Source organism: Mesorhizobium sp. M0894 (genome assembly GCF_040319725.1).
Lineage (GTDB): Bacteria > Pseudomonadota > Alphaproteobacteria > Rhizobiales > Rhizobiaceae > Mesorhizobium.
This window is the reverse complement of the sequence record NZ_JAMYOG010000016.1, coordinates 1-12,042: the sequence shown is the minus strand read 5'-3', so window position 1 is coordinate 12,042 and position 12,042 is coordinate 1. Positions and strand designations below refer to the sequence as shown.

Here is a 12,042-nt window from a genome sequence, read left to right as displayed (position 1 = left end):
TATTTGATACCGCGCGCTCTTGGCAGAACCCACGGGCAATGGCATCGCGGTGGTGGCGTTGGAACGAGGAGTGAAGCATGACAGAGGCGAAAGAAGTGATTGTCACCGGCGCCGGCATCATGGGCGCCTCCATCGCTTGGCACCTGACCAAGGCCGGAGCAAAGGTGACGGTCATTGCCGGCAGCGGCGCCGGCGGCGTCGCGACGCCGAATTCCTTTGCCTGGATCAATGCCAGCTGGGGCAATCCGGAGCCCTATTTCCGGCTGCGCATTCGGTCGATGGCCGAATGGACGCGACTGGCGAACGAGGTGCCCGGCATCCCGTTGCAATGGTGCGGCGGCCTGTGCTGGGACCTGCCACGTCCCGAACTTGAGGCCTATGCGGCCGAGCACTCCGCCTGGGGCTACGGCATCGAGCGTGTCGACCGTGCCGGAGCTGCGCGCATCGAGCCCAATCTGACCGAACTTCCCGATTTCGCCCTTTATGTCGCCGAGGAAGGTGTCGCCGAGCCGGTCGCCGCCACGCAAGCACTGCTGGCCGACGTCGAACGGCGCGGCGCGCGGCTGCTGACAGGAGTTACCGCGACCGCGCTTGTGCGGGCCAACGGCCAGGTCTCCGGTGTCGACACATCCGCCGGGCGGATTGTTGCCGACGAGGTGGTGATCGCGGCCGGAGCCGGCTCTCCGGCACTAGCGGCAACAGCCGGGATAGAACTGCCGATCGGGACACCGCCCGGCCTGATCGTGCATTCGCGCCCCTACCAAAAGCTGCTCAATGGCCTGGTGATCGGCGACCGACTGCATATGCGCCAGACCGCGGAAGGCCGCATCATCGCCGGCTCGGATTTCGGCGGCGCCGATCCCGGCATGGATGCCGCGGCGACCGCCCGCGACCTGTTTGCGGCGATGAAGGCCATGCTGCGCGGCGCAGATAGGCTGGAACTCGATTTCCACACCATTGGCTACCGGCCGACGCCGGTCGACGGCTTTCCGATCATCGGCCGCGCCGAAGGCGGGGGCGGCGTCTACGTCGCCGTTATGCATTCCGGCATCACGCTGGCACCGGCCGTCGGCCTGTTCGCCGCCCGCGAGATCCTCGACGGCGATCGCGATCCGCTGCTTGATCCCTACGGGCTGGCGCGGTTTACTCAATAACCGGGCGGGCGGCGAAAGCCGCCGGCCAGCGGCTCGATTGCCCTGGCGATCCCGAGCAGGCGCGACTCCGACCAGCGTTTGCCAACAAGCTGTAGTCCGATGGGCAGGCCATTGCTGTCCTGTCCGCGGGGCAGCGACAGTGCGGGATGGCCGCTGTAGTTGAACACCGCGCCATAGGCCGGCAGCATCCAGTAGCTTTGCTCGCTATCGTCGACCTCGATCGGCGTTCCCGGCTCGCAATGCGGGAAGGCGGTGACCATTGCGACCGGGCACAGCAAGGCGTCGCAACCGTCGAAGAACCGATCCCACGCCAGGATGGAGCGGTCGCGGCGGGCGAGCGCCTCGAACCAGCGCGAGACCGGCGTCGGCTTCTCCGGTGGTTCGGGCTGCGCCGCCTCCAGCATCATGCCGATCAGGACGCCGCCCTGCTCCAGGTCGTCGTGCAGGTCGAGCTCCGGCAATTTGGCTTCCTCGACGATGGCGCCCGCGGCCTGAAGCTCTTTTGCCAGACTTTCGACCACCGCGCTGATCTCGCCGACCACCGGAAAGCCCGGAAAGGACGGCGCGATGGCGATGCGCAAATTCCTGAGATTCAACTCCGGCATGCTTTCGACCGGTACCGGCGCAAGGTCGGTGTCGCTTCCATCCGGCCCGGCAATGAGGCGGTAGATCAGTACCAGGTCTTCGACGCTGCGCGCCATCGGTCCGAGGCAGGAGATCCGCCGGACGCTGCGCGGCGCGCCGCCTGGATCGGGGAAGGCGCCGGCGAGCGAGACGCGGTGCTCGGTCGGCTTGAGGCCGTAGACGCCGCAAAAGGCAGCGGGCAGCCGGATCGAATCCTGCATGTCGGTGCCGACCTCGAACGGCGTCATTCCAGCGCTGAGCGCCGCCGCCGCACCGCCACTGGAGCCGCCGGCGGTGCGCTGGAGGTCCCAAGGATTGCCGGTACGGCCGAACAGCGGATTGCTCGACTGCCAGTCACTAAGCATTGTCGCCACGTTCGTCTTGCCCACCAAAATGCCGCCTGCCGCCTTCAGCCGTGCAACGACTGGACTGTCTGCCCTCGCGGCATAGTCGGCGAAGGCCGGGAAGCCGACAGTGGTTCTCATGCCCGCGGTTTCGTGCGTGTCCTTCAGTGTGAACGGCACGCCGTGCAGCGGCCCAAGGGCTTCGCCGCGCGCCTGCGCTCCGTCGGCCTTGCCGGCGCGCTGCCGCGCACCTTCCCGATCGAGGGTTACGACGGCGTTGACCGCCTCATTGTGCCTGTCGATCTGCGCCAGATGCGCGTCCAGCGCTTCCACAGCGGAAATCTTGCGGTCACGAATGGCGGCAACCAATTCTGTGGCGGAGGAAAAGGCGAGGTCCATGACCAATACTCCGGCTTGCCAGCGGCGCCAGCCTCACCAAATGGCGGGCAACGGCGCGTCTTCAAGCCGAGTTCAGCATTCGAGGACAGGCGGTGCTTGATCGGAATTGCGCTGCCTGCTGCAATCGGCGCTGTCCTGCGACGCGTAGCGAGGAATCTACACGGCCAGCGCCAGCTTTGCCGCGGCGGGCACAAACGGACGAATGCTCATGCCGTCTCTGCCGATGGTGACGAAGCTCGAGGGCGGAATCGCCTGCCAGTCGCTGCCGTCGCGGTCGAAGGGTTCCGACACGACGCAACGGCCTCCGCCATTGCGGAAGGCGGACGTGTAGAGCGTCGGCGCGTGGCCGTCGCTCGTATAGCGCACCGCGTAAAGCGATTGTCCGTCGGAAAAAGCCGCCGTCAATTTCAGCGCCGGCTCGAAGCCGCCGCGGCGCGAGGCGTCGATGACGCGGCTGGTGGCGCGCGATACGGCGCCCTGCGGATCACCTGCCAGGTCCTCTTCGGTCATCATCAGAAAGAACAGTTCCGAATCCGTGGCGCCCTCACGCTGGTCGAAGGCGGCGTCGGAGAGCGAATTCTCCAGCGCGCGACGGATCTTTTCGAAGCCGCCGATCTGGCCATTGTGCATGAACGACCAGCGGCCCGAAATGAACGGATGACAGTTCATGCGGCTGGTGGCGCCACCGGTCGAAGCCCGGATATGGGCGAGGAACAGGCCTGACTTGATCTGCCGGCACAGGCTTTTCAGATTGGGGTCCGACCAGGCCGGCAGGATGTCGCGATAGAGGCCGGGCTCCGGTCGGTCGCCATACCAGGCCAAGCCAAAACCATCGCCATTGGTCGGCGATTTGGCTTCCTGGGCGCAGTGGCTCTGGGCGATCAGCGAGTGGCAGGGCGCCGTGACGATGTCTTCGAGAAAGACGGCTTCGCCGAGATAGGCGGCCCACCGGCACATAGCGCCTAACGTCCCCTGTTATGCGTCCGCTCGTAGAGCTCACGGATGATGCCGCTTGCCGTGGTCTCGAACAGAAACGGCAAGAACGCATGAATGAGCGCGGCAAAAGCCGCCATGAACAATCGCGACGAGAACCATGCGGCGAAAGCCATATGGCCGAAATAACTCTCGCCGACCGCAGCCGGGTGAGAGGTGAAAAGTCTTGCGAGCCGTGCGGTCATGTCGGTCCCTCCTGCCAGCATGAAGAGCCGACGATGAATATCCTGGCATGGGTGTTCGGTTCATCGGTCCCAAATTGTCCTTGTGAAAGGCTGAATTTTGGGACAAACATCCCACATGACGCCGGAAATCGACGAAATAGACCGGAGATTGCTGGCCGAGCTGCAGCGCGACGGCACGCTGTCCGTCGACCAGCTCTCGGCAAGAATATCGCTGTCGCGCAATGCCTGCTGGCGCCGGGTCAAGCGGCTGGAGGAAGACGGCGTCATCACCGGCCGCGTGGCGCTGGTCGACGCCGACAAGCTCGGGCTCGGCCTTTCCGTGTTCATCCTGATCCGCACCTCGAATCACGATCCCGACTGGCTGCAAAAATTCCGGGCGGCGGTGACCGGGTTTGCCGAGATCACCGGCGCCTACCGCATGTCCGGCGATCTCGACTATGTCTTGCGCGCCCGTGTCGCCGACGTCAAAGCCTATGACCGGCTCTATCAGCGGTTGATCGCCAAGGTGGCGTTGTCGGACGTTTCGGCCTCGTTCGTCATGGAAGAGATCAAGGAGACCACGATCGTTCCGATGGAACTGCGCTGAGGCGGAACTGCGCTGAAAGAAAGCCGTTGATAGCATTGTCGCCGAGTTGACTGGACCGGCGTTCGCGACGATAGGATCAGCCTTATGCGCGCAGCACTTTATCCCACCTCCGTCATCGGTCCGGCTGTCGGCTTCGTCAGGCTGCCGCATGGCGAGGGATTGCCGCTTCCCGCCTATGAGAGCTCGGGCGCCGCCGGCATGGACCTGCGCGCCGCCGTCCCGGACGACAGGCCGCTCTTGATCCTGCCGGGAAAGCGCGCGCTGGTGCCGACCGGCCTGGTCCTGGAAATTCCCGAGGGCGTCGAAGGCCAGGTCCGGCCGCGTTCGGGCCTCGCCTTCAAGCACGGGCTCACCTGCCTCAACACGCCCGGCACTATCGACAGCGACTATCGCGGCGAGGTCAAGGTGCTGCTGATCAATCTCGGCGACGAGGATTTCGCGGTAACGCGCGGCATGCGGATTGCCCAGATCGTCTTCGCCCCGGTGACGCAGGCGACCGTCGAGGAGCGCACATTGGCCGGCGGCACAACGCGCGGCTCCGGTGGCTTCGGATCGACCGGCACGGCCTGATGAGCGCAGCGAAATGAAGATCCCCAAGCTCGTCATCTTCGATTGCGACGGGGTTCTGGTCGACACCGAGAACCTGGCCAACCGGCGCCTCGCCGAATGGTTGAGCGCGGCAGGCTTTCCGGCCAGCTTCGAATATTGCCGCAAGAATTTCTCCGGCCGCAGCATGGTCTCGGTGCAGAAGGAAGTCGAGGCGACCGGCGTCAGCCTCGGCGCCGATTTTGTCGAGCGCTGGAACGCCGGCCTGCCGGACCTGTTCGCGCATGGCGTCGAGGCCATCCCCTACGTTCGCGAGTTCATCGAAACCGTGCACGCCGCCGGCATCGCCACCTGCGTCGCCTCATCGGCACGGGTATCGAAAATGCACATCACACTCGGCCAGACCGGGCTGCTGCCGCTGTTCGAGCATGCGCTGTTCAGCTCGACCATGGTCTCGCGTGGCAAGCCATTCCCCGACCTCTTCCTGCATGCGGCAGCGACGATGGGCTTCGCGCCCGCCGATTGCATCGTCATCGAGGACAGCGTCGCCGGGACGGCAGCCGGCATCGCCGCTGGCATGCGCGTCTATTCCTACCACGGCGATCCGCTTTCCGACCGCGATGGACTGAGCGAAGCCGGCGGCATCCTGTTCGACGACATGCGTGAACTGGCCGGGCTGGTGCCGATCCACTAATCGCCTTTGCGCAGGCTGCATGGGCGCCCAATGTCAGACCGGGCGTGGGGCTCCAAGTACTCGGTCGACCGTGTCGCGTATGAGACTGCGCAGATTGGCTGGCCTGTCGAGATGACTGACGACAAGGAGTCCGTCCGCCGCCACCGTTAGCGCGTCCGCGGTGCGGTCCGGATCGCGATTTGCGTCCGCGATCAGCAGATCCCTTAGGATGCCCCACTTCCAGTGACGATGCTTATCGATCGCCTGGCGAACCGGGCTGCTGGGGTCGGGGTATTCGGCAGCGGCATTCTGGAAAGGGCAGCCGCGGTAGCCCCGCTGATCCGCCGCATCGGCGATGAGATCGAATATGGCAAGGATCATCTGGCGAGGTGGCCGCCGGCCAAGGCTCGCGATTGCCGCCCGTCCTCCCTTGCTGAGCTCCTCGATGTAGGCGCGGACGAGGTCGTCCTTGGCCGCGAAGTGATGATAGAACGTCGCCTTGGCAACGCCGGCTTCGGCGATGATGCGGTCGATGCCGACTGCGCGGACCCCCTCCAGAGAAAACAGCGCGGTCGCCGTATCGAGGATACGACGGCGCGCAAGACTTTCGGGACGATCGTTGATTCGGGCTGCGGACATGCCTTGACTATATAGCAGACAGGTCTGTATACATCCATATGTAGACAGACAGGTCTACCCACCAGCGGAGGAAAAGTGAAACATGGCTTCGATAGTCAGGGAAATCATCGTAGATGCTCCACCGGAAAGCGTATGGGCGACGGTCGGCGACTTCGCCGGCGGCGCCCAACGGATAGCCCCAGGCGTTTTCGTCGACTGCCGGGTGGAGGAGGGCGACGTGCGGGCCCTTATGTTCGCCGACGGCAAGATTGTGCGAGAGCGGCTCATCGCTCGCGACGAGCAGAGCCGGCGGATCGTGTGGGGATGGCTCGGCGACGAGGTCACCCACGATAACACTTCCATGCAGGTCTTTGCCGAGGGCGAGGGCCGGAGCCGCCTGGTCTGGATCCACGACACTCTGCCCGACGAACTCGGCGCGTGGCTCGCAGCCGCCATGGATCACCTGGTGCCGGTTTTCCAGCAGACCCTGGCGAGCCAAGCCAAGCCAACATAGTGAGGCAACGCCAGGTGTTTCCCCTTGGCCGCAAAATGCTCTAGCTTGCGCGCGCCCGACATAACGAGCGCGCGCATGACCTTCTCCCTGCTTCGTTTCATCTTTGCCTGCCTGCTGCTGCCTTGTCTTTGGACGGGCAGAGCGGAGGCCGTCAGCTTCCCGGAGCTCGGCAGCGCCGTCCCCGGCCACGGCGATGTCACCTATCTCGATCTCGCCAGGATGGTCATTCCCGATCTGGCCGCGGACAAGGACGGCTTTTTCCGGGGTTCGATGCCGATCGAGATGCGCCACATCGCTGGTCCGGACTACGACGGCTCGCCGCCGGCGACGTCGGGTCTTTCCAACGCCGGCGTGCTCGGCATCAAGGCCGGCGGCAAGGAGCGGCTGACCATGCTGTTCGACCTCGGCGACTCGCCTGACAGTGCCGAGGGCTATGCGGTGCTGGCACTCTACGACATCACCGGCAAGCCGGCCCTGCTCGACGCGGTCAATGTCGCTGTCGACCGCATCACCTATCTTCGCGATCCGGGCAAGCTGCCGATCGGGCCTGGTGACGACGCCATCATCAGCATGAGCACGCATTTCAATTCGAGTCAGGGCTATGGGATCACGCCGCTGATCATGGTCCGCAGCGACAGGTTCGAGCTGATCGACATGATCTATACGTTCGACGAAAACCTCTGCACCAACCGAAGGACGCAGAATGCGGCGTTCCAGGCGATTGCTGACGGCCAGCCCTATGCAGCCATCAAGGTTACGGTGACCGACGCGACGGTACCGGGCGAAGAAAGCTGCGACGGCCAGCAGCCGCCAGCGGCGTCTTCGCGCAACATTTCCGTCACCTATCATTGGGACAAAAACGCTTCGCACTACGTCAAGGATTCCGACGCGCTGGACCGATTGGCAGAAGAGAACGCCAAACGCTTCTGAGCCAACCGCATTTGTTTGCCCGGCGCGTTCCGCCGGGCTAGAATTTGCCTCACATTCTGCACTGGAGGGGAGCATCCATGGATAAGGGCAAGATTTTTCGCGACCTGCATGCCTCGATCTTCGTCATGGCCAATTCCTGGGACGTCGGCACGACCAAGCTTTTGGCCTCGTTCGGCTTCAAGGCGCTGGCGACGACCAGCGCCGGTTTTGCCTTTTCGCGCGGCCTGCCCGATGGCGCGGTGACGTTCGAGGCGATGATCCACCATTGCCGTGAAGTGTCGGCGGCGACCGGGCTGCCGGTTTCGGCGGATCTCGAAAAGGGCAAGGGCGACAGCGCGACAAGTGCCGGCGAGACGATCTTCGCCGCCGAGGCGGCTGGCCTCGCCGGCTGCTCGATCGAGGACCATACCGGCGAGCCCGACAAGCCGATCTATGATTTTTCGCATGCGGTCGAGCGCGTCGCGGCGGCGGCGGAAGCGGCACGGGCGCTGAAACGCGATTTCGTCTTCACCGCGCGGGCCGAGAATTTCCTGTGGGGCAAGCCCGACCTCGACGATACGATCAAGCGGCTGCAGGCGTTCGAGAAAGCCGGCGCCGACGTGCTCTATGCACCAGGGCTGAGCGACATCGAGACGGTGCGGACCGTCTGCTCGGCGCTGACTAGGCCGGTCAACGTCATGGCCAGGCCTGGCTTCACCATCGCCGACCTAGCCATGGCGGGGGTAAAGCGCGTCTCGCTCGGCCCATGGCTCACCAATTTCGCCTTCGGCATGCTGGAGACCGCGGCGCGCGAGATCCAGCAGGACGGCACGTTCGGCTTCACCCGCGCCGCCATGCCGTTCGGCAAGCTGCAGGCGCTGTTTGCCAAATCTTCAGCCTAGGTAGGCCCCGGCGAATGACGCTCACCGTCGTCGACATGCACACCGGCGGCGAGCCACTGCGGATCGTCACCGGCGGCTACCCCGACATTCCCAAGGGCACGATTCTCGAAAGGCGTGCCTATGTGCGCGACCATCTCGATCATCTCAGAAAGATCCTGATGTTCGAGCCGCGCGGCCATTACGACATGTATGGCGCGCTGCTGGTGGAGCCTGACCTGCCGGGCGCCGACCTCGCGGTGCTGTTCATACACAATGAAGGCTATTCGACGATGTGCGGCCACGCCATCGTCGCGCTCGGCCGCTATGCCGTCGACGAGCGGCTGGTGGCGCCACGCGAGCCGATGACGACGGTCAATATCGAAGCGCCATGCGGGCTGATTTCGGCTGCGGTCGAGGTAAGGGATGGCAAGGCCGGTGCGGTGTCATTCGAAAGCGTGCCGGCGTTTCTGTTTGCCCGCGACCAGCGGATCGAGCTGCCGGGCTACGGCGCAGTCGGCTTCGACATCGCCTATGGCGGCGCCTTCTATGCGCTGGCCGACTGCCGCCAGTTCGGGCTGGAATTCGGCAGGAACCGGGTGCGCGATTTCGTCGATGCAGCGACGGCGCTGACCAATAAGCTCAAGGCCGAATTTCCGCTGTCGCATCCCGACCATGCCGATCTCGCCTTTCTCTACGGCACCATCCTGACCGACGGACAGGATGCGTTCTCCGACACGCCGACCAAAAACATCTGCGTTTTCGCCGAGGCCGAGGTTGACCGTTCGCCGACCGGCTCGGGCGTCACCGCGCGGCTGGCGGCCATGCACGCCAAGGGCCAGATCGAGATTGGCCGGACACGGCTGTTCGAGAGCATCGCCGGCTCGCGCTTTTCCGGCGCGGTCGTACGCACGGCCAAAGCCGGGCCGCATGACGCCATCATCGCCCGCGTCGGCGGCCGCGCTTACTACTCAGGGCGGGCCGAATTCATTGTCGAGGACGACGACGAACTGGGGCGCGGCTTTCTGCTGCGCTAAGCATCATCCCGCGCCGAGATCGCCTTGTGCAGGTGCACCATCATGGCGGCGGCGAACAGCGGCGTCAGAAGGTTGAGCAGCGGCACGGCGAGGAAGGCGGCGACAACCAGCCCGGCCAGGAACACGGTGACCGCGTGCTTCCTGCGCAGCGCCTTGGCCTCGGCCTCCGGGCGAAAACGCATGGCGGCGAACTCGAAGAACTCGCGCCCGAGCAGATAACCGTTGACGACGAAGAAGGCGGCGATATTGATGCCTGGCACCAGCAGAAGCAGCAGGGCGACGATGTTGCCGAGGATGACGACGCCGAAGAACCTGATCGCCAGCACCAGCGAGCGCAGCGCCGGCACTGCGCGGCCGGGCGGATCGTTGGGATAGTCGGTGCGCTCGACGACTTCGGCGACGTCGTCGAGGAACAGGCCAGCGATGATCGCCGTCACCGGCGCGATGAGCAGCGCCAAGCCCAGCGCAAGGCCGATGCCGGCGACGACGGCGCCCAGCCATCCGGCCCAGGAGGGCAGGCTGGGCAGCCATGCATCGATCCATGGCCAGGCCAGCCAGTCGAACAGGCCCTTGATCCCGAACCAAAGTGCCGCCAGCGTCAGCAAGGTCAGCCCCAGCGTCTTCACGAACACGGAACGGAATTCGGGCGAGAACAGCCGGCTCAAGGCGGCGCGGGCGGCGTCGAGGATCACGGCGTTTCCAATTCCATGTCAAACATGCCCGTGGCTGATATCTCCGAATAGGCGGAGACAGCGTAGGCTGCAAGCGCCCTAGCGCGCGACCTTCGCCTGGGGAATGGTCATCGCCGCCACGCCGACGACGACCAGGGCCATTCCCCACCACGCGCTCGGACCAAGGCTTTCGCCAAGGAACACGGCTCCGATAGCAACGCCGATCGGCACCCGCAGATAGGCTTGCGAGGTGGTGCCGACGGAGCCCAGCGTGTGGAGGAGACGGAAATAGATGCAAAAGGCCAGCGCGGTTGAAAACACCGAAAGCCCGAGCAGCGCAAGGATCGAAGCTGTCGACGGCGCCAAGGTCCATGGCTGGTCGAACGCAAGGCTCAAGGGGATCAGCATCGCGGCGCCGCAGAGCATCGAACCGGCGGCCGGCACCATCGGGTCGAGCCCCCTGAAGCCGCGGCCGAAAACGGCCGCGCCGGCATAGCAGATCGTCGCCGCGACCACGGCAAGTTGCGGCAACAATTGCTGTCCGAGGCCGCCTAGCGCCGGGGCGCCGACAACGAGGCATATTCCGGCTATTCCCGCCGCGACACCGAACAGCTTGCGCATGGTCGCCGGTTCGTGGCGGGTGATGAGGGCGGTCAGCAAGAAGGTGAAGATCGGCGAGGTTGCATTCAGGATCGTGGCCAGCCCGGCATCCAGCGAGCGCTCGGCCCAAGCGATCAGCGTGAACGGCACGACGCTGTTCAGGCATGCCTGGAATGCAAACCGGCGCCAGCTTGTGGCATCACCCGGCAAGGTCAGCCCGCGCCAGCGGATCAGGGCAAGCAGGATGCCACCCGCGATCAGGGTTCGCGCGGCGATCAGCGTCACCGGCGGGATCGTCGCTACGCCGATCTTGATGAAGCTGTAGGATGCACCCCAGAGCACCGCCAATATGACGAGCAGCACCAGCTCGATCCTGGTGTCGGTTTTCATAGACATGGCCGGCGGGCACCTCTGGGAATCGCTCATCTCAGCCATGCTTGTAAGCCAGGCACGCGAGAAATGCTTCGGCCGCCATCCAACGATGGTGGCTATGCTGACATTCGTCGGATCGCCGCATTGTCGACTAGGCAAAGCCGCATCAAACAGCTAGACCCGCCCGCGCCCGGCATGGCAGAAAGCCGGTGGGTTTTTGGCGGAGACATGAATTGATGCCGGACTATGACGTGCTTTGTATCGGAAATGCCATCGTCGACATCATCGCCCAGTGCGATGAGGCGTTCCTGGAAACCAACGGCATCATCAAGGGCGCGATGAATTTGATCGACACGAGGCGCGCCGAACTGCTCTACAGCCGCATGGGCCCGGCCATCGAAGCCTCGGGCGGCAGCGCCGGCAACACGGCGGCGGGCGTCGCCTCCTTCGGCGGTCGCGCCGCTTTCTTCGGCAAGGTCTCCAACGACGCGCTCGGCAAAATCTACGCGCATGACATGCATGCCCAGGGCGTCGCCTTCGACACCAGGCCGCTCGATGGCGAACCGCCGACGGCGCGCTCGATGATCTTCGTCACGCCGGACGGCGAGCGCTCGATGAACACCTATCTCGGCGCCTGCGTCGAGCTCGGCCCGGAGGATGTTGAGGCCGACAAGGCGTCGGGCGCCGCCGTCACCTATTTCGAGGGCTATCTGTGGGACCCGCCGCGCGCCAAGGAAGCGTTCCGGCAGACGGCGAAGTTCGCCCATGCCGCCGGGCGCGAAGTGTCGATGACATTGTCGGACTCGTTCTGCGTCGACCGCTACCGCGACGAATTCCTCGACCTGATGCGCTCGGGCACCGTCGATATCGTCTTTGCCAACAGCCACGAGATCAAGTCGCTCTACCAGACCGCGTCCTTCGACGAGGCGCTGGCGCAGA

The 12,042-nt window shown here is 64.7% G+C and carries 15 protein-coding genes; 9 read left to right on the top strand and 6 right to left on the bottom strand.

The annotated features are described in order from the left end of the window. Nucleotides 1-77 precede the first annotated feature (77 nt). Complete coding sequence (locus NKH91_RS25175; RefSeq protein WP_352847872.1) at nucleotides 78-1,154, top strand: NAD(P)/FAD-dependent oxidoreductase; 1,077 nt, start codon at nucleotides 78-80, stop codon at nucleotides 1,152-1,154. Here NKH91_RS25175 and NKH91_RS25170 read toward each other — a convergent pair. The 3 genes from NKH91_RS25170 to NKH91_RS25160 all read right to left on the bottom strand — a co-directional run bounded on the left by NKH91_RS25170 (nucleotide 1,148) and on the right by NKH91_RS25160 (nucleotide 3,699). After that, a complete protein-coding gene (locus tag NKH91_RS25170; RefSeq protein WP_352847875.1) occupies nucleotides 1,148-2,521 on the bottom strand; it encodes an amidase in 1,374 nt (457 codons plus the stop codon). The genes NKH91_RS25175 and NKH91_RS25170 overlap by 7 nt on opposite strands. A 156-nt stretch (nucleotides 2,522-2,677) precedes the next feature. After that, a complete protein-coding gene (locus NKH91_RS25165; protein ID WP_352484936.1) occupies nucleotides 2,678-3,478 on the bottom strand; it encodes a class II glutamine amidotransferase in 801 nt (266 codons plus the stop codon). A gap of 5 nt (nucleotides 3,479-3,483) precedes the next feature. Further along, on the bottom strand, nucleotides 3,484-3,699 hold the full coding sequence (locus NKH91_RS25160; RefSeq protein ID WP_023717932.1) for a DUF6356 family protein: 216 nt from the start codon (nucleotides 3,697-3,699) through the stop codon (nucleotides 3,484-3,486). Nucleotides 3,700-3,814: 115 nt separating this feature from the next. Between NKH91_RS25160 and NKH91_RS25155 the strand changes: the two genes are divergently transcribed. The 3 genes from NKH91_RS25155 to NKH91_RS25145 all read left to right on the top strand — a co-directional run bounded on the left by NKH91_RS25155 (nucleotide 3,815) and on the right by NKH91_RS25145 (nucleotide 5,525). Further along, on the top strand, nucleotides 3,815-4,285 hold the full coding sequence (locus NKH91_RS25155; protein WP_023717931.1) for an Lrp/AsnC family transcriptional regulator: 471 nt from the start codon (nucleotides 3,815-3,817) through the stop codon (nucleotides 4,283-4,285). An 84-nt stretch (nucleotides 4,286-4,369) separates the two neighbouring features. Further along, nucleotides 4,370-4,855, top strand: a complete 486-nt coding sequence (gene dut, locus NKH91_RS25150) for a dUTP diphosphatase (RefSeq protein ID WP_023717930.1) — start codon at nucleotides 4,370-4,372, stop codon at nucleotides 4,853-4,855. Nucleotides 4,856-4,868: 13 nt separating this feature from the next. Beyond that, nucleotides 4,869-5,525, top strand: a complete 657-nt coding sequence (locus NKH91_RS25145; RefSeq protein WP_352484934.1) for an HAD family hydrolase — start codon at nucleotides 4,869-4,871, stop codon at nucleotides 5,523-5,525. A 33-nt stretch (nucleotides 5,526-5,558) separates the two neighbouring features. Here the strand turns inward: NKH91_RS25145 and NKH91_RS25140 are convergent, their stop codons facing one another. Then, a complete protein-coding gene (locus NKH91_RS25140; protein ID WP_352885276.1) occupies nucleotides 5,559-6,143 on the bottom strand; it encodes a TetR/AcrR family transcriptional regulator in 585 nt (194 codons plus the stop codon). Between the two features lie 82 nt (nucleotides 6,144-6,225). Between NKH91_RS25140 and NKH91_RS25135 the strand changes: the two genes are divergently transcribed. The 4 genes from NKH91_RS25135 (at nucleotide 6,226) to NKH91_RS25120 (ending at nucleotide 9,460) form a co-directional block, all read left to right on the top strand. Continuing rightward, nucleotides 6,226-6,636: an SRPBCC family protein gene (locus NKH91_RS25135; RefSeq protein ID WP_352484931.1), complete on the top strand. Its 411-nt coding sequence runs from the start codon at nucleotides 6,226-6,228 to the stop codon at nucleotides 6,634-6,636. A gap of 75 nt (nucleotides 6,637-6,711) precedes the next feature. Further along, nucleotides 6,712-7,566 (top strand): hypothetical protein, encoded by an 855-nt coding sequence (locus NKH91_RS25130; protein WP_352847879.1) that lies wholly within the window; start codon nucleotides 6,712-6,714, stop codon nucleotides 7,564-7,566. Between the two features lie 77 nt (nucleotides 7,567-7,643). Further along, the gene (locus tag NKH91_RS25125; protein ID WP_352484928.1) at nucleotides 7,644-8,447 is read left to right on the top strand and encodes an isocitrate lyase/PEP mutase family protein; all 804 of its coding nucleotides are present in this window, start codon (nucleotides 7,644-7,646) and stop codon (nucleotides 8,445-8,447) included. A 14-nt stretch (nucleotides 8,448-8,461) separates the two neighbouring features. Continuing rightward, nucleotides 8,462-9,460 carry a proline racemase family protein gene (locus NKH91_RS25120; protein WP_352847881.1) on the top strand — a complete coding sequence of 333 codons (999 nt, stop codon included), beginning with the start codon at nucleotides 8,462-8,464 and terminating at the stop codon, nucleotides 9,458-9,460. Here NKH91_RS25120 and NKH91_RS25115 read toward each other — a convergent pair. Together NKH91_RS25115 and NKH91_RS25110 are read right to left on the bottom strand one after the other, a co-directional pair. After that, nucleotides 9,457-10,152: a sulfate transporter family protein gene (locus NKH91_RS25115; protein WP_352484924.1), complete on the bottom strand. Its 696-nt coding sequence runs from the start codon at nucleotides 10,150-10,152 to the stop codon at nucleotides 9,457-9,459. The genes NKH91_RS25120 and NKH91_RS25115 overlap by 4 nt on opposite strands. Nucleotides 10,153-10,230: 78 nt before the next feature. Beyond that, entirely contained in the window at nucleotides 10,231-11,121 is an 891-nt protein-coding gene (locus NKH91_RS25110; protein WP_502899029.1) for a DMT family transporter, read from the bottom strand. 218 nt (nucleotides 11,122-11,339) lie between these two features. Between NKH91_RS25110 and NKH91_RS25105 the strand changes: the two genes are divergently transcribed. Continuing rightward, on the top strand, nucleotides 11,340-12,042 hold a 703-nt coding region (locus NKH91_RS25105), incomplete at its 3' end, for an adenosine kinase (protein ID WP_352885277.1).

What these genes read in the sequence shown, in the direction of transcription:
- NKH91_RS25175 (WP_352847872.1), top strand. Translation starts at nt 78, where the DNA reads ATGACAGAGGCGAAAGAAGTGATTGTCACCGGCGCCGGCATCATGGGC.
- NKH91_RS25170 (WP_352847875.1), bottom strand. Translation starts at nt 2,521, where the DNA reads ATGGACCTCGCCTTTTCCTCCGCCACAGAATTGGTTGCCGCCATTCGT.
- NKH91_RS25165 (WP_352484936.1), bottom strand. Translation starts at nt 3,478, where the DNA reads ATGTGCCGGTGGGCCGCCTATCTCGGCGAAGCCGTCTTTCTCGAAGAC.
- NKH91_RS25160 (WP_023717932.1), bottom strand. Translation starts at nt 3,699, where the DNA reads ATGACCGCACGGCTCGCAAGACTTTTCACCTCTCACCCGGCTGCGGTC.
- NKH91_RS25155 (WP_023717931.1), top strand. Translation starts at nt 3,815, where the DNA reads ATGACGCCGGAAATCGACGAAATAGACCGGAGATTGCTGGCCGAGCTG.
- dut (WP_023717930.1), top strand. Translation starts at nt 4,370, where the DNA reads ATGCGCGCAGCACTTTATCCCACCTCCGTCATCGGTCCGGCTGTCGGC.
- NKH91_RS25145 (WP_352484934.1), top strand. Translation starts at nt 4,869, where the DNA reads ATGAAGATCCCCAAGCTCGTCATCTTCGATTGCGACGGGGTTCTGGTC.
- NKH91_RS25140 (WP_352885276.1), bottom strand. Translation starts at nt 6,143, where the DNA reads ATGTCCGCAGCCCGAATCAACGATCGTCCCGAAAGTCTTGCGCGCCGT.
- NKH91_RS25135 (WP_352484931.1), top strand. Translation starts at nt 6,226, where the DNA reads ATGGCTTCGATAGTCAGGGAAATCATCGTAGATGCTCCACCGGAAAGC.
- NKH91_RS25130 (WP_352847879.1), top strand. Translation starts at nt 6,712, where the DNA reads ATGACCTTCTCCCTGCTTCGTTTCATCTTTGCCTGCCTGCTGCTGCCT.
- NKH91_RS25125 (WP_352484928.1), top strand. Translation starts at nt 7,644, where the DNA reads ATGGATAAGGGCAAGATTTTTCGCGACCTGCATGCCTCGATCTTCGTC.
- NKH91_RS25120 (WP_352847881.1), top strand. Translation starts at nt 8,462, where the DNA reads ATGACGCTCACCGTCGTCGACATGCACACCGGCGGCGAGCCACTGCGG.
- NKH91_RS25110 (WP_502899029.1), bottom strand. Translation starts at nt 11,121, where the DNA reads ATGAAAACCGACACCAGGATCGAGCTGGTGCTGCTCGTCATATTGGCG.